Source organism: Cecembia calidifontis, from assembly GCF_004216715.1.
Lineage (GTDB): Bacteria > Bacteroidota > Bacteroidia > Cytophagales > Cyclobacteriaceae > Cecembia_A > Cecembia_A calidifontis.
In genome coordinates this window covers 63,420-85,917 of the sequence record NZ_SGXG01000001.1, presented here as the reverse complement: position 1 = coordinate 85,917, position 22,498 = coordinate 63,420, and the positions used below count along the sequence as shown (strand labels likewise).

16 protein-coding genes and 1 tRNA gene are annotated in these 22,498 nt (G+C 41.8%); 13 read left to right on the top strand and 4 right to left on the bottom strand.

What is annotated here, in order from left to right; translation table 11 throughout:
- Positions 1–30: 30 nt before the first annotated feature.
- Entirely contained in the window at positions 31–1,212 is a 1,182-nt protein-coding gene (locus BC751_RS00340; protein WP_130273808.1) for an IS4 family transposase, read from the bottom strand.
- Between the two features lie 271 nt (positions 1,213–1,483).
- Here BC751_RS00340 and rpsA point away from each other — a divergent pair, with 271 nt between their 5' ends.
- Positions 1,484–3,256, top strand: coding sequence for a 30S ribosomal protein S1 (rpsA, locus tag BC751_RS00335; RefSeq protein WP_130273807.1), 1,773 nt, complete (start codon positions 1,484–1,486; stop codon positions 3,254–3,256).
- A 496-nt stretch (positions 3,257–3,752) separates the two neighbouring features.
- Complete coding sequence (locus BC751_RS00330) at positions 3,753–5,639, top strand: IS1634 family transposase (protein ID WP_242617319.1); 1,887 nt, start codon at positions 3,753–3,755, stop codon at positions 5,637–5,639.
- Here BC751_RS00330 and BC751_RS00325 read toward each other — a convergent pair.
- From BC751_RS00325 to BC751_RS00315, 3 genes are all read right to left on the bottom strand, one after another.
- Positions 5,626–7,665, bottom strand: a complete 2,040-nt coding sequence (locus BC751_RS00325; RefSeq protein ID WP_130273806.1) for a molybdopterin cofactor-binding domain-containing protein — start codon at positions 7,663–7,665, stop codon at positions 5,626–5,628. The two genes, BC751_RS00330 and BC751_RS00325, sit on opposite strands and share 14 nt — an antisense overlap.
- 3 nt (positions 7,666–7,668) lie before the next feature.
- Positions 7,669–8,142 (bottom strand): (2Fe-2S)-binding protein, encoded by a 474-nt coding sequence (locus BC751_RS00320; RefSeq protein ID WP_130273805.1) that lies wholly within the window; start codon positions 8,140–8,142, stop codon positions 7,669–7,671.
- 170 nt (positions 8,143–8,312) lie between these two features.
- Positions 8,313–8,386 (bottom strand) — tRNA-Cys (locus BC751_RS00315).
- A 373-nt stretch (positions 8,387–8,759) separates the two neighbouring features.
- Between BC751_RS00315 and BC751_RS00310 the strand changes: the two genes are divergently transcribed.
- The 11 genes from BC751_RS00310 to BC751_RS00260 are packed head-to-tail and all read left to right on the top strand — an operon-like array spanning position 8,760 to position 22,489.
- A complete protein-coding gene (locus tag BC751_RS00310) occupies positions 8,760–10,016 on the top strand; it encodes a c-type cytochrome (RefSeq protein WP_130273804.1) in 1,257 nt (418 codons plus the stop codon).
- Positions 10,017–10,054: 38 nt separating this feature from the next.
- The gene (locus BC751_RS00305) at positions 10,055–13,129 is read left to right on the top strand and encodes a TAT-variant-translocated molybdopterin oxidoreductase (RefSeq protein ID WP_130273803.1); all 3,075 of its coding nucleotides are present in this window, start codon (positions 10,055–10,057) and stop codon (positions 13,127–13,129) included.
- An 18-nt stretch (positions 13,130–13,147) separates the two neighbouring features.
- Positions 13,148–14,512, top strand: a complete 1,365-nt coding sequence (nrfD, locus tag BC751_RS00300; protein WP_130273802.1) for an NrfD/PsrC family molybdoenzyme membrane anchor subunit — start codon at positions 13,148–13,150, stop codon at positions 14,510–14,512.
- A 4-nt stretch (positions 14,513–14,516) separates the two neighbouring features.
- On the top strand, positions 14,517–15,047 hold the full coding sequence (locus BC751_RS00295) for a DUF3341 domain-containing protein (protein WP_130273801.1): 531 nt from the start codon (positions 14,517–14,519) through the stop codon (positions 15,045–15,047).
- A gap of 13 nt (positions 15,048–15,060) precedes the next feature.
- Positions 15,061–15,687, top strand: a complete 627-nt coding sequence (locus BC751_RS00290; RefSeq protein WP_130273800.1) for a c-type cytochrome — start codon at positions 15,061–15,063, stop codon at positions 15,685–15,687.
- 2 nt (positions 15,688–15,689) lie between these two features.
- Entirely contained in the window at positions 15,690–16,982 is a 1,293-nt protein-coding gene (locus BC751_RS00285) for a quinol:cytochrome C oxidoreductase (RefSeq protein WP_130273799.1), read from the top strand.
- A 21-nt stretch (positions 16,983–17,003) separates the two neighbouring features.
- Positions 17,004–18,038: a cytochrome c oxidase subunit II gene (locus tag BC751_RS00280; protein WP_130273798.1), complete on the top strand. Its 1,035-nt coding sequence runs from the start codon at positions 17,004–17,006 to the stop codon at positions 18,036–18,038.
- 15 nt (positions 18,039–18,053) lie between these two features.
- Positions 18,054–19,943, top strand: a complete 1,890-nt coding sequence (locus tag BC751_RS00275; protein ID WP_130273797.1) for a cytochrome c oxidase subunit I — start codon at positions 18,054–18,056, stop codon at positions 19,941–19,943.
- Complete coding sequence (locus BC751_RS00270) at positions 19,924–21,006, top strand: COX15/CtaA family protein (RefSeq protein ID WP_130273796.1); 1,083 nt, start codon at positions 19,924–19,926, stop codon at positions 21,004–21,006. The genes BC751_RS00275 and BC751_RS00270 overlap by 20 nt, the downstream gene beginning before the upstream one ends.
- Complete coding sequence (gene cyoE / locus BC751_RS00265; protein WP_130273795.1) at positions 21,003–21,905, top strand: heme o synthase; 903 nt, start codon at positions 21,003–21,005, stop codon at positions 21,903–21,905. The genes BC751_RS00270 and cyoE overlap by 4 nt, the downstream gene beginning before the upstream one ends.
- 2 nt (positions 21,906–21,907) lie before the next feature.
- Positions 21,908–22,489: a cytochrome c oxidase subunit 3 gene (locus BC751_RS00260; RefSeq protein WP_130273794.1), complete on the top strand. Its 582-nt coding sequence runs from the start codon at positions 21,908–21,910 to the stop codon at positions 22,487–22,489.
- Positions 22,490–22,498: the final 9 nt, after the last annotated feature.

The window sequence follows — 22,498 nt, the reverse complement described above, 5'->3', positions numbered from 1 at the left end:
AGCTGTGTTTCTGCAATTTCTATTGTGATTTTATCTGTAATCCGGAAATAGAACCCCCTGTTGGCTTTTTTGAGGAGGTTTTTCATGGTCTTCAAAGGGTTTGTCCAGCCACTTTTGCAGCTCTATTTTAACGAATATGTTCAGTCTGATAAATGCAACCAGATTGGACAGATGCCATCCGAATTTAGCGGTTGCCTTCATCACTTTTAGGAGCAGAATGGTGATCAGCGCGGTCCATATCTGGATCATCACGGCATTTTTCGATGTTCCGATAAAGGTTTTGATATGGAGTAACTGCTTGATGTCCCTGAAGAAGATCTCAATCTCCCATCGGCACCGGTAAAGATCACCGATTGTCTTTGCTGACCATTTGAAGTTATTGGTAATCAGTTCGACGGTCTGTCGGTTTTTTTCGTCCCATACAGCCACTCTTCTGAGTTTTCCGGGGTACTTCACTTTTGACTGCGGGTTTACCAGTTCAATTTCTTCGTCTATCAGTACTTCCTGTGCAGTATTTTCAGGGAGTCGACGTTCATTGATTGTGCTGAACTTAAGGTTATCCTTGTGCCTTATGACGAAAAAGACCCCCTTGCTGTCCCAAATGTTGAGCATCGGAAAGTCATTGTAATAGCGGTCCGCCACTATAACGGATCCTTTCTCCAAAGGAATATCATAAGCGCCTTTATTGTCTGCCATACTTCCTTCTGTAATATTCACATAAACAGGGAGTTTCCCGTCATAGTCCAGAAGCGTATGCATCTTTACAGCACCCTTTTTGGTCCTGAAGGTTGCCCAGTCAAACATCGAAAGGCAAAGACTTACCACCGTGGAGTCGAGCAGATAGACGGGAGCCTTGATCCGTAGTTTTACCCTGCTCAGGGACGCCTGCTGTCCTAAATGCTTCAGAAGCCCGTAATACAGCTCCTTGAACAGGTCAGAGTCCCTGCGCTTGTTCTGATAACTGATACTGGACTTGGATGGTGCCTTGGCAATCCCCAGATGGTTGAGGTTCCCCGTGGCCGAACGCAGGCCGTTTGAAATATCCCTTACAGAAGTACTTTTGGCAAAATGGCAAAAAAGCATGGAAACCAAATGCGTCCAGCTGTCAAAGCCTTTGCAGCCCTTGTCCGTTTGCTTCTCTTCAACCAGTTTCTTGAAAATTGAACGCTCGATTTTTTTAATAATCTGAGAAAACAATGTAATATTACTCATGGGAGGTTTATGTTTTTTGGTGCAAACCCAAAATAGCTATTTTGGGCAAAAAACCAGACCTCTCATATTTTATTTAGGACGGTATTGTTCTCCCTTTTTTGAAATTGGGATAAATTTCTCAACTCTTTATTTATATTTTGAAAATTCCTTACCTTTGCAGTCCGTTCGGGTGAACGGGGGTCCTGGCTTGAAAATCAGGGACTTTATTATTCACTAAAAAACCTCAATCCGATGACCCTAGGATTGTTGAAAATCAGGGTTAATCAATATTATGTCAAAACAAAAAGAGTTTAACTGGGACGATTTCGACACCAGAGGATTTGGTGAAGGCTATTCCAAAGACAAAAGAGCTGAAATGGAGGCTCTTTATGCAGGAACTTTGAATGAAATCACTGAAAAAGAAGTGATCAAAGGTACTGTTGTGGGAATCAATGATAAAGACGTTATCATCAACATCGGTTTCAAGTCTGATGGATTAGTTCCTGCCTCAGAATTCCGTGACCTTCCTGACCTTAAAATCGGAGATGAAGTTGAAGTCTTCATCGAAGAGCAGGAAAATGCATTGGGCCAGTTGGTGCTTTCCAGAAAGAAAGCCAGAATGGTACGTGCGTGGAGTGATATCGAAGACGCCCTGGCTAATGATAAAGTAATCGAAGGTCTGGTGAAAAGAAGAACCAAAGGTGGTCTTATCGTGGACATCTATGGTGTGGAAGCTTTCTTGCCGGGTTCTCAGATTGACGTGAAGCCTATCAGAGACTTTGATGTCTATGTAGGTAAAAAGATGGAAGTGAAAGTGGTAAAAATCAACCATACCAACGATAACGTAGTAGTTTCTCACAAAGTCTTGATCGAGAAGGATCTTGAGAAGCAAAAAGCTGAGATCCTGAATAACCTTGAGAAAGGTCAGGTATTGGAAGGCGTGATCAAAAACATGACCAATTTCGGTGTATTCATCGATTTGGGTGGTGTAGATGGTCTATTGCACATCACTGATATTTCTTGGGGTAGAATCAACCATCCTGAAGAGGTACTTCATCTGGATGATAAAGTTCAAGTTGTTGTGCTTGACTTTGATGACGACAAGAAGAGAATTTCTTTGGGTATGAAGCAGCTTACGCCTCATCCTTGGGATGCTCTTTCTGCTGAATTGGAAGTGGGATCTAGGGTTAAAGGCAAAATTGTTAACGTAGCTGACTACGGTGCTTTCTTGGAATTGGCTCCTGGAGTTGAAGGTTTGATCCACGTTTCTGAAATGAGCTGGTCCCAGCACTTGAGAAACCCAGCAGACTTCGTGAAAGTTGGTGACGAAATTGAAGCGGTAGTGTTGACTTTGGACAAGGACGAAAGAAAAATGTCATTGGGCATCAAGCAATTGACCGAAGATCCTTGGACTAAGGGCGACATGATGACCAAATATGCTGTAGGCACCAAGCACAAAGGTGTGGTAAGAAACTTGACCAACTTTGGTTTGTTCCTTGAATTGGAAGAAGGTATCGATGGATTGGTACACGTTTCTGACCTTTCTTGGACCAAGAAAATCAAGCATCCATCCGAGTTTGTGAAAGTAGGAGATGAATTGGATGTGGTTGTTTTGGAACTTGATGTAGAGAATAGAAGACTTGCTTTGGGTCATAAGCAGTTGGAAGAGAATCCTTGGGATACTTTTGAGACCGTGTTCCCAGTAGGTTCTGTTCACAAGTGTACTGTAGTTTCCAAAAACGACAAAGGTGCTGTTCTTGAATTGCCTTATGGTCTTGAAGGATTTGCTACCTCCAAAAACTTGGAAAAAGAAGACGGTTCTTCTGTAGAAGTTGGTGAAGCTTTGGACTTCAAAGTGACCGAGTTCTCCAAAGACGATAAGAGAATCGTACTTTCCCACACTGCTACTTTCAAAGAAGAAGCTAAGCCTGCTGCTGCGCCTAAAAAGGCTAAGAAAGCCGCTGCTGCCCCTGCTGATGCTCCTGCTGCTGCTGAGAAATCCACCCTTGGTGATATCGATGCTTTGGCGGAGTTGAAAGAGAAGATGGAAGGCGGAAAGAAATAAGAAGCTAGAAGCGAGAGTCTAGACTCGATTTTACATAATTTAGAAAGTGGCTGTCGGAAGGCAGCCACTTTTTTTAACCTTTGAGTTTTTTTTGAGACCTCTTTCTATCTTTCAAACTTTTCGGCTGTAATTGGCAATTCCCTAACCCTTGTTCCGGTACAATCAAATACAGCATTGGCTATGGCTGCTGCCACTGGTCCTTGGGCTGCTTCCCCTGCACCCAAAGGAGGTAGTTCAGGCCTGTTGATGACATATACTTCGACTTCAGGGATATCTTTGGCCCGGAGGATTGGATAACTGTTCCAATCTTTACTTAACCCAGATTGCAGCTTTTAGGGGTTAAAAAAGAAAATTTCGGGAAATTTTCTTTTTTTTAGCTCCGATTATCCGTACCCCCCTACGTGATTTTTTTTCTACGGGCTGTATAAGGCCATTTTTCGGTTTGTAGTACACAAGGGGTATTGCATCTTGGGGTTCAATACCAGTACTTTACACCATGTATTTCAAGTTCTCTTTACGTAAACATCCCGATACGGGAATACTCAGCGGATACTACCGGCTGGTGGAAAGTTACCGTAATGCGGACAACAGGGTGTGTCATCGCACTATCCTGAATATAGGTTTCATGGAGGATGCTGCACCCGAGCAGCTCAACAAAATACAGAAACACCTTACCGAGAAGTATGAGCAGAAGGCTTCTCTTTTTGACCTGGAGGAAGATCCAATCGTCAGACGCTATGTTGAAGACTTCTGGAATCGGATCGTATCTTCCAAGAAGCTGGATATCAAGTCGGAACAGCAGCTGTCACGGATGGTGGATATGGATACCATCCAGCACAGTAATGCCAGGGAAATAGGAGCTGAGAATATTGCTTTCCGGACATGGGAGAAGCTACAGCTTACACCTTTATTACTTTCGGCGGGATTCAGCGCCGAAGATGCCAGTCTTGCAGCCACACAGGTTGTATCCCGTGCGGTATACCCCGCTTCCGAACTCAAAACTGTCCGTTGGATAAAGGAAAACTCGGCAGTCTGTGAGCTTACGGGCTATGATATGGATAAAATAACCAAGGACAAGCTGTACAAAAGTGCGCTTGAGCTGTACAAAGTCAAAGATTCACTCGAAAAGCACCTTTCCAAACGTACCAATGAACTCTTTGATCTGCAGGATAAGATCATCCTTTATGACCTGACCAACACCTACTTTGAGGGAGAAAAGCCGAACAGTAAGCTGGCACAATACGGAAGGAGCAAGGAAAAAAGAAAAGATGCGAAACTTGTTGTGCTGGCACTGGTAGTGAATGTGGAAGGGTTTATCAAGTACTCCTCAATCCTGGAAGGAAACATAGCAGACTGCAACACACTTGCCGCAATGATTGAAAAGCTTTCCGTCCACACCTGTACAGGACCTGCGGTAGTGGTACTCGATGCGGGCATAGCCACCGAAGAAAACCTGCATCTTATCCGGAACAAAGGATACAGCTACCTCTGTGTAAGCAGGACAAAACTCAAGGATTATAGCTATGTGCCCGACAGGCTTACAACTCTGCTGGAAACAAAATCAAAGCAGAACATCAGACTCAGAGCCGTGTCCACAGAAAAAAACACAGACTATTATTTAGAAGTCAAAAGCCCTTCCAAAGAGAAGAAAGAGGAAGGTATGAAGCTACAGTTCGAAGAAAGGTTTGAACAGGAGCTGCAAAAAATACACCATGCCCTCAACAGCAAGGGAGGAGTCAAAAAAACCGATAAAGTCCACCAGCGCATCGGGAGGGCCAAAGAAAAGTATCCATCAGTCCAGTATTATTATGAGATCACTGTTGAAAGTGACCCTAAAACAGAACAGGCAACAGCAATGTCATGGAAGAAAAACCCGGAACGGGAGCAGGCAAAAACCGATAATCTGGGCGTCTATTTTTTACGGACAAACCTGAACGTGCAGGAGGAGTACATCATCTGGAATATCTATAACACTATCAGGGAAATAGAAAATGCCTTCCGTACCCTCAAAACCGACCTGGACCTCAGACCGATTTACCATAAAAATGATGATGCCGCCATGGCACATCTACATCTGGGAATCCTTGCATATTGGATAGTCAATACAGTAAGGTACCAGCTCAAACAGAATGGAATAAAAAGCTGCTGGCGTGAAATAGTAAGAGTAGGCAACACACAAAAGGTCATCACTACTTCAGGGAAAAACACCTATGACAAAATCATTACCACACGCAAGTGTACAGTTCCAAACAAAAACCTAAAAGAAATCTACGACATCCTTAAGGCCAAATATCAACCGTTTAAAAAAAGAAAATCCGTAGTACACAAACTTGAACTCAAAAAAACAGAAATACCCAAATTACAGCTACTTACAGGCGGATAGCTGCAATCTGGGTTAATATCCCATTTTTATCATACTTGACTGATTCCATTAAGGTCCAACTGGCAGATTGGATCATCCCCCCCTCGGTTTGGTTGATCAGTCCATCCGGATTGATGCATTGTCCGGCCTCAATCACACCGATCATTCTCTTCAATTTGAAAGCCTCTTTTTCATGGGCTTTTTCAACCTCGGCCATCACTGCAAAATAGGCTGCGGAGTTTTTGTATTTGGCAAAGGCAATTCCATACCCTTTGTTTCCTGTTCGCTCCAAGGCATTCCAATTGGTCTTTGATTTCAATTCCTCCAGAACAGCAATAGCCCTTTCATCTTTCAGGTTTTTGATCCGGAATATGAATGGGTCCATGCCAGAAGCCTCAGCCAGCTCATCTATAAATGACTCCAAAGCAAAAATATTGGCATAGGCTCCGAGCCCCCTGAGGGCAGAGGACCTTAATGGTCCATCATAATTGAAAAGCTGAAGCCTGACATCCTGTATATTATATAAAGGTGTAGCATTCCTGTAAGCTCCTCCGGAAAATCCTCCTTTTAAAAATGGGATTGGGTTTTCCAAATGCCGGGCAGAAACAAAATGGCCTGCTTCTCCCCGAGGTCGGGTGCTATGTGAATCAGACCATATTTTGCTGTCCCAGACCTGAATCAACCCTTCCTTCGAAACCCTGGCTTCCAGTTCCATGATCATTGCTGAACCATAAGGTTCCCATTGGTGCTCATCTTCCCGCATCCATTGTAAACGGACCGGCTTATCGGGATAATGTTTTGCTATGAGCGCAGCCTCTGCTGATACATCATCGGCTCCATTATGTCCATAGCAGCCCGACCCGGGAACTCCAATGCACCTGATTTTGTCGGCATCGATTTGAAAAAGATCTGCTAAGGTAGCCTGTAATGGATAGACACCCTGTGTAGGTGACCAGACAGTAAGTTGCTCATTTTCCCATTTTGCCAAGGCGCAGGAAGGACCTGCAGAACCGTGCATTTGGTAAGGTCGCTGATAGACCGATTTGATCCGGATAGGGGAGTTGGTCAGCTGCTTAGAAATATTCGGGGTTTGCTGAATGACTTCCGGCTTTTGGGCCCTGCTGCGCATGTCGGCAAATAGTCTGTCAGACAGCGGATTTATAGTTGGTTTTTTCCAGACTGTTACCTCTTTGAGTTTTTCCCAAGCCTTTACAGCCTGATATTCCCTTTCAGCAATGACAGCAATGAAACTTCCATCTATCACGACTTTGAGCACCCCTTGGAGGGATTTGACCGCTTCGGAGTCTATGGAGATAAGTTTTGCCTCATAGCTTGGAGGATGCAATACCCGGGTATGTACCATTCCGGGCAACCTCATATCATGGACGAAATGTGCATCTCCTTTGACCAAATGCAGGATATCTTTCCTGGGAATGGGTTTTCCTACATATTGGTGTTTCTGGAAGTCCAAAATCGGAGCTTTTCCGGTTATGGTTTTTTCATAATACGCACCATTAACCAAATCCCAATAGCTTGTTTTTTTCTTGTCAGGTGCGGTAATACAACCATCCTTCAGCACTAAGCTTTCATATGGTGTCTGCAGTTTTTCGGAAGCCAATTTCAAAAGAAAGAATTTTGCTTCCGCAGCTGCCTGCCTGATTGCCAGGCCACTCCCTTCAATGGAGTTGCTTCCTGAAGTATAGCCTTCGTTGGGAGTTTGTCCTGTATCTCCATTGATAATATGACACCTTTTGATATCCACTTCCAATTCATCCGCAGCTATTTGAATCAAAGTAGTCCTTATTCCCTGTCCCAATTCTTTTTTTCCTGTCAAAACAGTCACATGCCCTTCTGCATCCAGTCTTATCCAGGAGTCAATCAGGTCTTTTCCTGCATGGGGCCGAACAGGAATGCCATTGTAAGGCTCTGGTAAATTGGGGTCTTCCTTTGAGGGGCTGCAGTTGACCATTGGGAAGAGATTGAAACCTATCAGCAAATGTCCTGTGGTTCTCAAAAACGCTCTTCTATCCAAATTGAATACTTTCATCGCTTAAAATTTTGATCGGGAGTCTACGGCTTTTTTAACTGCCTTAATAAAACGGCTGTGCGTACCACATCTGCAAATCACTTTATGCAGAACATCCCTGATTTCCTCCTCACTCGGATTTGTTTTTTTTCTTAAGAGTTCCAATGCATTGATCAACATCCCATTCAAGCAATAACCACATTGGGCTGCCTGCTCGTCAAAAAATGATTGTTGTAAAGGGTGTAATTTTTCATCTTGTGCAAGTCCTTCGATAGTTTCTATTTTTTTTCCTTCAAAAGCTGAACAGGGAATCCTGCACGTATAATTGGCCTGTCCATCAGAAAGCACCATGCAAGAACCACATTGATGTAGGCCACAGCCAAATTTGGGACCATTTAAGCCAAATTCTTCCCTGAGAATGTACAAAAGGGGCTCTTCAGGATCTGCAAAAATTGTTTTTTCCCTTCCATTTACAGATAAAACAATTGATTTTGTCATCTTCAAGTCATTTTGATGATAGCTTAAGCTAACTAACAGATTCTAAAACAACAAGTAAAATAACATGAGAGGGCGCTACTTTTGTATAAACGGATTTGTCAACTAGGATGATTGAGAAAAAGGTGATCTAAGAAATAAAAAAAAAGCATCTCATTTTTGAGATGCTTGTGTGGAGGTCGCGAGCGGATTCGAACCGCTGTACAAGGTTTTGCAGACCTCTGCCTAGCCACTCGGCCACGCGACCCTTTCAGAATCGGAATGCAAATGTAGAGAATCTCTTCTTTTTTGCAAAAGCCAAACGAAAATTTATCTGCTTTTAATAAGTTGCCCTTATTTTCGCTATCAACAATTTTTATGCATTTTTTTTCCGTGTTCATCTTGGTGCGTGTAGACTAGTAGAAAACGCCAAATATTGTTTTATTTATAATGATTCTAAATTGAGGCAAAGCTATGAAATAATGTTGTAAAATACTGAAAAACAGGTTGTTGTATATTTGAAACCTTATTGCAAACATTTTTTGAAGCTCCTTCGTTCAAGTTTGAAAAATTGAATTGGGGTAGTACATTTGCAGTGTTTATCAAAAAACGTGCACCAAACTGTTTAATAAGTAATAAATATGTCGATCAAGCGCTCATTAACAAGTGTTCCGTTGAAGCTTAGCACCCTCATGATGCTATTCTTCCTCATGCTAGGGACACAGGTCTTTGCGGTTAATCCCGAAGTGTCAGATAGCGAAGAAGCAATTGCGGCCGGAAAATCAATTTTCAATGCCAATTGTAAAACCTGTCACAAACTAGACCAAAAAAATGTAGGTCCGGCCTTAAGAGGTGTGACCGACCGTAGATCCATTGACTGGACTAAAAAATTCATCCGTAATTCCCAAGCTTTGATTGCATCCGGTGATGCGCAGGCTGTGGCCATTTACAATGAATATAACCAGTTGGCTATGCCAAACCATGAGTTTCTATCAGATGATGATCTGATGAACTTATTGGCATATGTAGAATATGGTGATAAGGCAGACGCAACTGTGGCAGCTGCTGGCGGTGAAGGTGCTGCTGTAGCAGGTGGTGCTGGTATCCCAAGTGAATACCTGACCATCATCTTGGCGGTCTTGGTAATTGTATTGTTGTTGATCCTGATTGTATTGGGATTGATCATTTCAATTCTTACCAAATACCTCAAAACGCAGCCTCTTGATGAAGCGGATCAGGCATTCATCAATCAAAAAACAGATTTCAAAAAGATTTTCCGCTCTGATGCATTTGTTGTAATCATAACTGCATTGGTAGTGGCTTTCGTAGTGAAAACTGCTCTTGATGAGCTTTATACTATAGGTGTTCAGCAAGGCTACGCGCCTAAGCAGCCAATTGCATTCTCTCATCAGTTGCATGCTGGACAATTTGAAATCCCTTGTCAGTATTGTCATACTGGTGTTGAAATAGGAAAATCAGCCAATATTCCATCGGCTAACATTTGTATGAACTGTCATATGCATATTCAAAATGTAGGTGGAAAAGATGGCATTTCTCCTGAAATCGCTAAAATCTACGCTGCTGTGGATGAAAACAAACCTATTGAATGGGTAAGGGTCCACAATCTTCCTGATCTTTCTTACTTTAACCACGCACAGCACGTGGCTGTTGGTGGGGTAGAATGTCAGACCTGCCATGGTCCGATTGAGGAAATGGAAGTGGTTTATCAGCACAGTACGCTTACAATGGGATGGTGTATTGACTGTCACAGACAGACAAGTATCCGTACTGAAGGCAATGAGTACTATGATAAACTTGTACAGTTACACAGCGGCTCCAAGAATGCTTTGAAGGTGAAGGATATCGGAGGTTTGGAGTGTGCAAAATGCCACTATTAATTTAAATCAATTCAGAACTTACTTTTCTTGAATATACAATGAAAGAAAATAAAAAGACCTACTGGAAAGGGTTAGAAGAATTGACAAACGATGAATCGTTTGTTAGAAATGCCGAAAGAGAGTTTCCTGAGGGTCCATCTAATTTGGATGGTTCCTCCAGAAGAGACTTTCTGAAAGTAATGGGCTTCAGTTTGGCTGCAGCATCTTTGGCTGCCTGTGAGGCTCCGGTAAGAAAGGCTATCCCTTATGTAAATAAGCCTGTTGATATAAACCCATCTATTCCCAACTATTATGCATCCACTTTCGCTTCTGGCGGTGATTATGCGGCCGTAGTTGTGAAAACAAGAGAAGGTAGACCTATCAAAATCGATGGAAATGAGCTTTCTCCAATAACAAAAGGAGGAACCAATGCGATTGTGGAGGCTTCCGTTCTTTCTTTATATGACAAGCAAAGACTTAGCGGTCCATACATCAATGGTGAAAAGTCAGAGTGGACTACCCTTGATGCAGAAGTTAAATCCAAATTAGCTTCAGCAGGAACTGTAAAAGTTGTTACCAATACTATTATTTCGCCTTCTACTGAAAAGGCTTTAGCTGAATTTGCTGCTGCTTTTGGTGGTGCTGAAGTCGTCACCTATGATCCTGTTTCCAGCTACGGTATTACCAAAGCTGCTGAACTGACTTATGGTACTGCCATGTTGCCAACTTATGATTTCTCCAAAGCGAATGTGATTGTAAGTTTTGGTGCTGACTTTTTGGGAACTTGGATTTCTCCAATTGAATTTGCCAAGCAATATGCGCAGGGCAGAAAGATTACCAAAGAGAAGCCGGTAATGTCCCGTCACTTCCAGTTTGAATCCAATCTTTCTCTTGCCGGGGCCAATGCCGACTACAGAACCCCTATCAAACCTTCTCAGAGTGGTTTGGCTGTGCTGGCCTTATACAATGCTATCGCAAAGCAAGCTGGGGCTGCTACGGTAACAGCGCCTGCGGTTGAAATTGAATATCTGGATAAAGCTGCAAAGGAACTTTGGGCAAACAGAGGAAAATCCATCGTAGTTTCCGGTTCAAATGACCCGAATGTTCAGGTTGTAATCAATGCCATCAATGATCTGTTGGAAAACAATGGTGTAACTGTTGACTTCTCCAGACCATCTCACTTTAGAAAAGGTGATGATACAAAAATGAACCAATTTATTGCTGACCTTAAAGGTGGTCGTGTGGGTGCTGTTGTTTTCTACAACTGTAACCCTGTATATGACCATGCTAAAGGAGCGGAAATCGCTGAAGCCATTTCTAAAGCTAAAGTTTCGATTGCTACCAATGGTACCATGGATGAAACAGCTTCCTTGGTACAATATGTTGCTCCAGATCATCATTATCTAGAATCTTGGAATGATTTTAACCCAAGAAAAGGCGAGTACAGTTTATCACAACCTACTATTTCTCCTTTATTTAATACAAGACAGGCACAGGAATCTTTCTTGATTTGGGCTGGAAACAGTACGAATTATTATGATTTCTTGCAGGAGAATTGGAAGTCAAACTTATTTGTTACCCAGTCTGATATTTCTAATTTCCAGGAATTCTGGGATAGGTCATTGTTTAATGGTGTTTACTCTATCTCTTCAACTTCTACCGCAATCAGTGGTAATGCAGATGTAGCGGCTGCTGCTTCTGCTGTTGCCAAGGCCTATAAAGCTGATAATGCCGGAGTAGAACTTGCTGTTTATACAAAAGTCGGTATAGGTAATGGTACTCATTCCAATAACCCATGGTTGCAGGAAATGTCTGACCCGATTTCCAAAGCGACTTGGGATAACTACCTTACCGTTTCTCAAAAATGGGCCAATGAAAATGGTCTAAAGATGGTTGAGGGAGCGACCAGAAAAGCTAAAATCACTGTTGGGAACAAATCTCTGATTGTTCCTGTATTGGTTCAACCAGGTCAGGCACAGGGAACTGTTGGTCTTGCCCTAGGATACGGAAGAAGCAAAGCCGGTAGGGTTGCCAATGGTGTTGGTGTCAACGCCTATGAATTATTGGACAGCTCCAATGGATTTGTGAATTATGATATTACAGAAGGTGTTAGCGTAGAGCTTCTTTCTGATACCTACAGGATCGCTCAAACCCAAACCCATCAGACTTATATGGGTAGGGAATTTGTAATTCAGGAGGCTACCCTTTCTGAGTACAAACAGGATGCCAGCGCTGGCAGGTACAAACCACAAATTTATAAAGAAGGTCAATTTGTAAAGCCATCCAAAATTTCCCTGTGGAAAGGCCATCAATATAGCCAGCATCACTGGGGTCTCGCTATTGATATGAACTCCTGTATTGGTTGTGGAGCTTGTACTGTGGCTTGCCAAGTTGAAAATAACGTGGCGGTTGTAGGAAAGCAGGAAGTTCTCAATAGAAGAGAAATGGCCTGGATCAGGATTGACAGGTATTATTCCTCTCCCGAAGGAGCGAGCAGCAACAAAGAATTAGAGCAGGCTGCTGATAATCCTGAGGTTACCTTCCAGCCGATGATGTGCCAGCACTGTAACAACGCTCCTTGCGAGACGGTATGTCCGGTTGCTGCTACTACCCACTCTTCAGAAGGTCTTAACCAAATGACCTACAACAGATGTATCGGTACAAGGTATTGTGCCAACAACTGTCCGTACAAAGTCAGAAGGTTCAACTGGTTCAAATACCATGACAATAAAGAATTCGCAGCAGTGAACGTAGCCCAAAACGATGATTTGGGTAAAATGGTGCTGAATCCTGATGTAACCGTAAGGGCTAGAGGTGTTATCGAAAAATGCTCTATGTGTGTTCAGAGAATTCAGGCCGGTAAGCTTACTGCTAAGAAAGAGGGTAGAAAAGTACAGGATGGGGACATCAATACTGCATGTGCTACAGCTTGTCCTACCAATGCGATTGTATTCGGTGATATGAATGATCCAAACAGCAAGATCACTCAGATGCTCAAAATTCAGGAAGATACCACTTCTGCTATTAAAGAAGTAAATGAAGAAAGAGCATACCATGTCTTGGAAGAAATCAATGTGAGTCCAAACGTGTGGTATTTCACCAAAATCAGAAATAAGGATAAATCAGAAGCGTAAAAATTAATATAATAAGATATGCAGGTTACTTCATCCGTACGCGAGCCGCTAATTACAGGCGGAAAAACCTTAAAAGATGTTACCCATGATATCTCAAGACAAGTAGAGGGCAAGCCAAGTATGGCTTGGCTCCTCGCTCTTTTGGTTTCAGTGGGCGTGCTTGTCTTGGGAGGGCTTGCCCTAGTGGCCACCCTCTGGGAAGGTATCGGAATGTGGGGGCTCAATAAAACTATCGGTTGGGCTTGGGATATCACCAACTTCGTGTGGTGGGTCGGTATTGGTCACGCCGGTACTTTGATCTCTGCTGTACTTTTATTGTTCAGACAGAAATGGAGAATGGCTATTAACAGAGCTGCTGAAGCGATGACGATCTTCGCCGTTATCTGTGCCGCGATGTTCCCAATTATTCACATGGGCCGTCCTTGGTTGGGTGCCTATTGGGCACTTCCTCTACCAAATACCTTTGGCTCCTTGTGGGTAAACTTTAACTCACCTCTTTTGTGGGACGTATTTGCGATTTCGACTTATTTCTCTGTTTCTTTAGTATTCTGGTATATCGGTTTGATCCCTGATTTTGCTACGATTAGAGACAGGGCTACAGGAATCCGAAAAACCATCTATGGTGCTCTGGCCTTTGGTTGGGACGGAGCTGCAAAAACATGGAGCAGATATGAGTCAGTAGCACTTATTCTTGCAGGTTTGGCAACCCCCCTTGTACTTTCTGTACATACCATCGTATCCTTCGATTTTGCGACCTCAGTTATTCCAGGTTGGCATACTACTATCTTCCCTCCATACTTCGTTGCCGGCGCTATTTTCTCCGGTTTCGCCATGGTATTGACCTTGATGATCATCACCAGGAAAGTATTTAAGCTGGAAGATTACATTACCATTGTCCATATTGAATTGATGAACATAGTAATCATCATCACTGGATCCATTGTAGGTATTGCATACATTACTGAATTCTTCATCGCATGGTATTCTGGTGTAGCTGCTGAACAGTATGCATTCGTAAACAGAGCATTTGGCCCGTACTGGTGGGCTTATTGGTCCATGATGACCTGTAATGTGATTTCCCCACAGCTATTCTGGTTCAAGAAGATCAGAACCTCAATTGTAGCTACCTTCCTTTTGTCCATCGTGGTGAATATAGGGATGTGGTTTGAGCGTTTTGTAATCATTGTAACTTCTTTGCACAGAGACTTCTTGCCTTCTTCTTGGGCTATGTTCTCCCCAACTTGGGCAGATATCGGAGTTTATCTGTTTACATTCGGTTTGTTCTTTACCTTATTCTTGTTGTTTGCTAAGTTTTTCCCTGTGATCAACATGGCAGAGGTAAAATCTATTGTTAAATCTTCATCTGAAAAAGTAAATAAATAAGAGCATGGAAAGAGATAAAAACTTTGTCCTCGGTGTATATGACGATGAGGATGTATTGTTAGATGCAGTTTCCAAAGTGAGAGAAAGTGGTGTCAAAATCCACGAAGTTTACTCTCCCTTTCCAGTTCATGGTCTTGATGAGGCATTAGGTTATAAAAGAAGTAGATTACCTATAGCAGCTTTCCTTTTTGGTCTGCTTGGTACTTCTCTTGCATTGACCATGCAGTTTTACATGATGAGATTTGACTGGCCAATGATTATTGGTGGTAAAGACTATGCAGCTTTTCCAGACTTTATCCCTGTAACCTTTGAATTGACCGTGTTATTGGCGGCATTCGGTATGGTTGGTGTATTTATGGTGTCCAGTAATTTGAAGCCTTGGGGTCAGCCTAGAATCTTTGATTTGAGAATAACTGACGACAAGCATGTGATGGCCATTGATTTGGCGGCAAATGCTTCCTTAGGTGAAGATAAAATTGCTGAGGTACTGAAAAACTCTGGTGCTACAGAAGTCAATAAAAAAAGTTTTGAATAGGTAAATAGAAGTCATGAAAATAAAATATTCTATATACGTAATTGCTTTGGCAGGACTCTCCTTTGGATTGGCTTCCTGTGGTGCTTCCGGAGACCATCCCGGTTATGAATATGCTCCCCAAATGTACAACTCTGTTGCCTACGAGCCTTTGTCCCAAATCCAGAATGAACAAGAAGGTTCCTGGCTATCCAGCAGGGAAGATGGTAAAGGAGAATTCTTTAACAGTAATATCAATAACCCTCATGGTATGAATATGAGGGAACCTGTAGAAGGTACCGTTCCCAGAACAAAAGACGGATCATTGCCTTACAGACTGAAGGCTTTTGAATTGGAAGAGGCGGCAAAAAACCAAAATCCAATTGAATTGACTGATCAGGTTCTGGCAGAAGGTAAAGTCCTGTACACTCAGTATTGCTCTACTTGCCATGGTCAAAACGGTGAAGGAGATGGCAAAGCCGGAGAAAGGGTAGGCGGTGTTGCCAACCTTAAAGGAGGAGCATATATAGACCTTCCTGAAGGCCATATCTTCCATGTGATTATGAAAGGTAAAGGGAGAATGGGAGCTCATGGTTCTCAGATTTCTCAAGAGAGAATTTGGAAAATTGTTCACTATGTCAAACAAGAAATTCAGAAACAATAATCATGGCACATAGTACTACAAACTATAATTTGGATCAAAAATTCGAGTTCACAGCTACGCTGAAGAAGTCGATAATGACTGTTTTGGTAATCGGAGCTGTTATCCTTGCTGTTGGAATAATTACTGCTATGGTGGGTGGTGGCCATGATCATGCTGAGGAGGCTGGTGGACATGCATTCCATTGGTATCAAAGATTATTTGCTAACCTTTGGATAAATAATGTTTATTTCACTGGTATTGCCATTATTGGCGTATTCTTTTTTGCCCTGCAGTATGCAGCGCAGGCCGGATGGTCTACTGCTATCCTAAGAATTCCTCTTTCTTTTGGAAACTGGTTGCCAATCGCAGCAGGATTGATGATTCTAACTTTCTTTATCGCCAATCATGACCTTTTCCATTGGACTCATAGCTACTTATTTGATAAGAACAGTCCTGAATATGATAAAATCATTGATGGTAAAGGCGGTTTCTTCTATTGGCCAATGGAAAAAGGTACCTTTCCTATCTTTTTCATTCTCAGAATGTTTTTGTTCTTTGGGTTCTGGGTGTTTTTCTTCAATAAATTGAAATCCTTGGCATTTGAAGAGGACATCAAGGGAGGTACTGGTTACTGGAGAAAATTGAGAACTTGGTCCGCTTTGTTTATCGTGTTCTTTGCTGTTTCTTCTTCTGTAGCAGCATGGGATTGGGTAATGTCAATCGATACACATTGGTTCTCTACCATGTTTGGTTGGTATGTATTTGCTTCCTGGTTTGTGGCTGGTCTTTCTGCCATTACCTTAATAGTAGTATTTTTGAAGGACAAAGGTTATCTGGAAATGGTCAACCAAAACCATATCCATGACCTTGGTAAATTTGTATTTGCTTTCTCTGTATTCTGGACTTATATCTGGTTTTCACAGTTCCTTTTGATCTATTATGCCAACATCCCGGAAGAGTCAGTTTATTTTGTAGAGAGACTGCAAAGTGATGTGTATAGCCCGTTCATTTTTGTCAATCTAGTTTTAAACTTCTTCTTACCTTTCTTAGTTTTAATGACTAGAGATGCAAAAAGGCATGCGATCTTCCTTAAAGTTGTTTGTTCTATCATTATATTAGGACACTGGTTTGACTTCTTCTTGATGGTTCAGCCTGGTACTTTGGGACACAATGGTGGATTTGGTTTGATGGAAATAGGTATGTTATTGGTATATGGTGCTGCTTTCACTTTGGTAGCTTTAGGTGCCCTTGCCAAGAAACCGCTTATTGCGAAGAACCATCCTATGTTGGAAGAAAGTTATCATCATCATATTTAATTATCCGAAAAAGTTAACGTTATGTACGGATTCCTTATAGCTGTTGGTGTTCTGTTATTGTTGTCCATTATTTGGATGGTCTACAGAATACAGACTTTAGTTTCAGTTGTGAAAGGGAGTGACAAAAAAGTCGCAACCGGAAGCAACAAAGTAAACGCGATCATGTTTGTCCTGTTCCTTGTAGGAGCAACTGTCCTGTTGTTTTGGTATTCTATCAAAGAATTCGACAACTATAATCTTCCAGTTGCCTCTGAACACGGTGTAGTTACAGACCAATTGTTCTGGATTACTATGGCGGTGACGGGTATTGTTTTCATCATTACCCATATTCTCTTGTTTTGGTTTCCTTACAAATACCAATATAAGGAAGATAGAAAGGCCTCTTTCTATCCTGAAAACAACAAACTTGAGCTTATCTGGACAACTGTGCCTGCTGTAGTATTGGCGCTATTGGTTATCGGAGGTTGGAGAGCTTGGTCTGATATTACTGCTCCTGCACCTGAGAATTCTCATGTTGTAGAAATAATGGGCTATCAGTTTGCCTGGGAAGTAAGGTATCCTGGATTAGACAATACTTTGGGAGAGCATGATTACAGGTTAATCAATGCAAACAATATTTCAGGTGTGGATTTTTCAGATAAAAATGCGCTAGATGATTTCTCCTCTCCTGTTGTTGTTATCCCAAAAGGCGAGCCCGTTTTATTCAAAATCAGGGCAAGAGATGTTTTACATTCGGTGTTTGCTCCACATATGAGATTGAAAATGGACGCTGTTCCGGGAATGCCTACCAGATTTTGGTTTACGGCTACCAAAACTACCGAGGAAATGCGTGCGGAATTGAACGATCCTGAATTTATATATGAGATTGCATGTACAGAGATCTGCGGTAGAGGACACTTCTCTATGAAAAAAGAAATCAGGGTAGTTGAGCCTGAGGAGTATAGAAAATGGTTAGCTGATCAAAAGCCTTACATTGTCAATAACCCTGCTTTAGTGGCTGACCTTCCTGCGGAATTAAAAGAATTAGCTGAGATTACTATCAGCGAATACAAGTAATTAAATTATCATTTTATGGCAACAGCTCACACAGCTACACACAGTGCTACGGGCCATGATCATCATGATCATGAGCACCACGATAATTTTATCACCAAATACATCTTCACCACAGATCATAAAATGATCGGTAAGCAATTTTTGATTACCGGTATGTTCTGGGCGATTATTGGTGGTTTGTTATCATTGATATTCAGGTTGCAGTTAGGTTTCCCTGACATGAATTTAGAATGGTTGAGACCTATTCTAGGTGGGTGGATTACTCCTGATGGCGCTCTTGATCCGGAGTTTTACCTTGCTTTAGTTACAATGCACGGTACCATCATGGTATTTTTCGTGCTTACTGCAGGTCTGAGTGGAACATTCTCCAATTTCCTTATACCTCTTCAAATCGGAGCTAGGGACATGGCCTCTGGTTTTATGAACATGTTGTCTTACTGGTTGTTTTTTGTTTCCAGTGTGATCATGTTCATCTCCTTATTTATTGAGACAGGTCCTGCTTCTGGTGGGTGGGTAGTATATCCGCCACTTTCGGCTCTGGAACAGGCTATGCCAGGTTCGGGATTAGGAATGACTTTGTGGTTGGTCGCTATGACCTTCTTCATTGCATCCTCTTTGTTGGGGGGCATCAATTATATTACCACTGTCATTAACCTTAGGACTAAAGGTATGTCTTTCTCAAGACTTCCTTTGACTATCTGGGCTTTCTTCTTGACTGCAATTATTGGTTTGTTGTCTTTCCCGGTATTGTTCTCTGCAGCATTGCTTTTAGTATTTGACAGAAGTTTCGGTACAAGCTTTTACCTTTCAGACATCTATATAGGAGGTGAAGCTTTGCCAAATACTGGAGGTAGCCCTGTTCTTTATCAACATTTATTCTGGTTTTTAGGTCACCCTGAAGTGTACATTGTTTTGTTGCCAGCACTAGGTATAACTTCAGAAATTATTGCTACAAACTCCAGAAAGCCGATCTTCGGTTATAAAGCCATGATCATTTCTATGTTGGGTATTACCATCCTTTCATTCGTGGTATGGGCTCACCATATGTTCGTGTCGGGGATGAATCCTTTCTTGGGTTCTATCTTCATGTTCCTTACTTTAATCATTGCTATTCCTTCTGCAGTTAAAGTATTTAACTACCTGACAACATTATGGAGAGGTAACCTTGTGTTTACTCCAGCTATGTTGTTTTCCATTGGTTTGGTGTCCTTCTTTATTTCTGGCGGTCTTACTGGTATATTCTTAGGTAATTCTGCTATTGATATTCAGTTGCATGACACCTACTTTGTTGTAGCACATTTCCACTTGGTAATGGGTTCTGCTTCCTTCTTTGGGATGGTGGCAGGTATTTATCACTGGTTCCCTAAAATGTTTGGTAGAATGATGGATGCCAGATTGGGTTATGTTCACTTCTGGTTGACATTCATCGGGGTTTATATGGTGTTTTTCCCAATGCACTATATTGGTATTGCCGGATTCCCTAGAAGATATTACTCGTGGACTGGTTTTGAATTCTCCAATATGTACACTGATTTGAACATGTTTGTGTCTGCTGCGGCTATCATTACTTTCGCTGCTCAGTTTATCTTCTTGTTCAATTTCTTCTATTCAATGTATAGAGGTAGGGTCGCTTCTTTGAACCCATGGAGATCCAATACGCTTGAGTGGACTACACCATTACATCCTGGACATGGTAACTGGCCTGGAGAAATTCCAGCAGTTTACAGATGGCCTTATGATTATTCTAAGCCTGGTGCTAAAGAGGACTTTATTCCTCAGACAGTTCCTTTGTCTGCTACTCCTGAATCTAATCTGCCTCACGAGCAAGAATTAGTAAAACTGGAGAAGGAAATTATAGCGGATGAAGAAGCGGATTTGGTAGCCAATGAATCAAAGCATTCTTAAAAAAATAAGCAGCTTTCGCAGGATTTCGTTAATCACTGTGATAGCTGTTTATTTCCTAATATTAGTCGGAGGGATTGTCCGGAGTACCGGTTCAGGTATGGGATGTCCTGATTGGCCTAAATGTTTTGGGAGCTGGGTTCCACCAACACATGTGGATCAGCTCCCAAATGATTATCAAGAGATATACTTAGCAAAAAGAATTGCTAAAAACGAAAAGTTTGCAGCTCAATTGAATAAACTAGGGTTCGTTCAAAAAGCCGAGGAGGTAAAAAATGACCCTACTATCTTAATTGAGGAGGAGTTCAATCCGGTCAAGACTTGGATAGAATATGTAAACAGGTTGATCGGGGCTGTGATCGGCTTATTGGTATTGATCACTATGGTTCGTTCATTTCCGTTGTGGAGTTTGGATAAGTGGATTCCTTCCTTGTCTGTATTCAACCTTTTGCTTGTCTTGTTTCAGGCTTGGATAGGCTCTATTGTTGTATCAACCAATCTTCTGCCCTGGATGATAACTGTGCACATGGTGCTTGCTTTGCTTATCGTTTGCCTTTTGTTGTATATCCACTACCGTTCTTATAGGCTTGCCTATCCGGTAATATATAAGACTGAAAAGCCTAATGGTTTATTTAACATTATGCTTGTTGGTTTTATACTTATGCTGATTCAAATAGTACTTGGTACCCAAGTCAGGGAAGAAATTGATCATGTTGCCTTTCAAATGGGTAATCTTATGCGCGAAGAATGGGTTTCAATGCTGGGTATTCCTTTCCTTATTCACCGGTCCTATTCCTTGTTGCTATTGGGGATTCACTTGGTCTTTCTCTACAAGATTTATAAATATACCCTAAGGAAGGTCAGTTTATTCAAATGGTCACAGGTCTTGTTTGGGGTAATAGTATTTGAAATCATTACGGGGGTTGGTATGGCTTACTTTGCAATACCGGCATTTATTCAGCCCCTGCATTTATTATTTGGTTCATTGATTATCGGGATACAGTTTGTGATTCTCTTAATACTCAATGATCAGAAAAAATTAAGTCTTGAAAAAATCAGTTCATGAGAACTTTAAATAGCTACGAAGCATCTTTATTTGATATCCTTTCTTTGAGGGCAAAAGCTTACTATGAGCTTATCAAATTCAGATTGTCTGCATTGGTTACTTTCTCTGCAGCATTTGGCTTTATTCTTGGGGATTCAGGGACCTTTTTTTCTTGGTCTGGTTTCTTTGCTCTGGTAGCCGGAGGCTTTTTGATTACTGGCGCATCAGGTGCAGCCAATGAAATCATGGAAAGAGATCTTGATAAATTAATGAAAAGGACCCAAAACAGGCCTTTGCCATTAAATCAAATTTCTTTGAATGAAGCTTATTGGTTCACTTTCTTTATCGGTTTGCTTGGGGTCTCCATTCTTTGGTTCTTTACCAATCCTTTGACTACCGCTCTGGGGGTTTTAAGTATGGTGTTGTACATTTTTGTGTACACGCCTTTGAAACGAGTAGGCCCAATTGCCGTATTTATAGGAGCGATTCCTGGTGCTATGCCCCCATTATTGGGCTGGACCGCTGCGACGGGTTTTATTGGTCATGAAGCATTGATTTTGTTTGGTATCCAATTCATCTGGCAGTTCCCTCATTTCTGGGCCATTGCTTGGGTCAGTGATGAAGATTATAAAAGAGCCGGATTTAAATTGTTGCCTAGCGGTGGCAAGAAGGATCTAAATACTGCCATTCAGATCATGATCTATACCTTGTTCCTTCTTCCTTTGGGCTTGCTGCCAACCTATTTTGGGCTAACCGGCATCAATTCAGGAATTGTGGCGACGGTATGCGGGGTACTGTTCCTTGCTCAGACCTTCTCCTTGATGAGAGATTGTTCCAGGAAATCTGCTTTGAAGATTATGTTTGGATCGTTTCTTTATTTACCGATTGTCCAAATCGCATATATGTTGGATAAAATCTAATTATGGAAGAAAAATTTGCCTATATAGAGGGAGCTGAGCAACCCATCTCCATGCATCCGAAAAAGTTTGCCCTTTGGCTTTTTATCGTATCCGTGGTAATGATATTTGCTTCCCTGACGAGTGCATACATCGTTAGGCAGGCTGAAGGTAACTGGTTGGAGTTTGATTTGCCTTCCATATTTTGGTACACCTCGGGTATAATTGTGCTGAGCAGTTTCACCTTGCATTTTGCCTATATGGCTGCCAAAAAAGATGAACTTCAAAAATTGAAGATTGGAATGATCATTACAGTTCTTCTTGGACTGGCTTTTTTGGTGGGACAATGGTATAGTTGGGTAGCTTTGGTGGACAGAGATGTTTACTTTGTAGGCAATCCTGCTGGCTCTTTCCTGTATGTTTTCACCGGTTTGCATGCAATCCACTTGATCAGTGGTGTGATATTTCTAATTATTGTATTAATTTCGTCCTTCAGATATAAAGTCCATTCCAAAAATATGAATGCCATGGAAATGTGTGTTACCTACTGGCATTTTTTAGGAGGGCTTTGGCTTTATCTCTTTATGTTCTTATTATTGAATCATTAAACTTAAAAT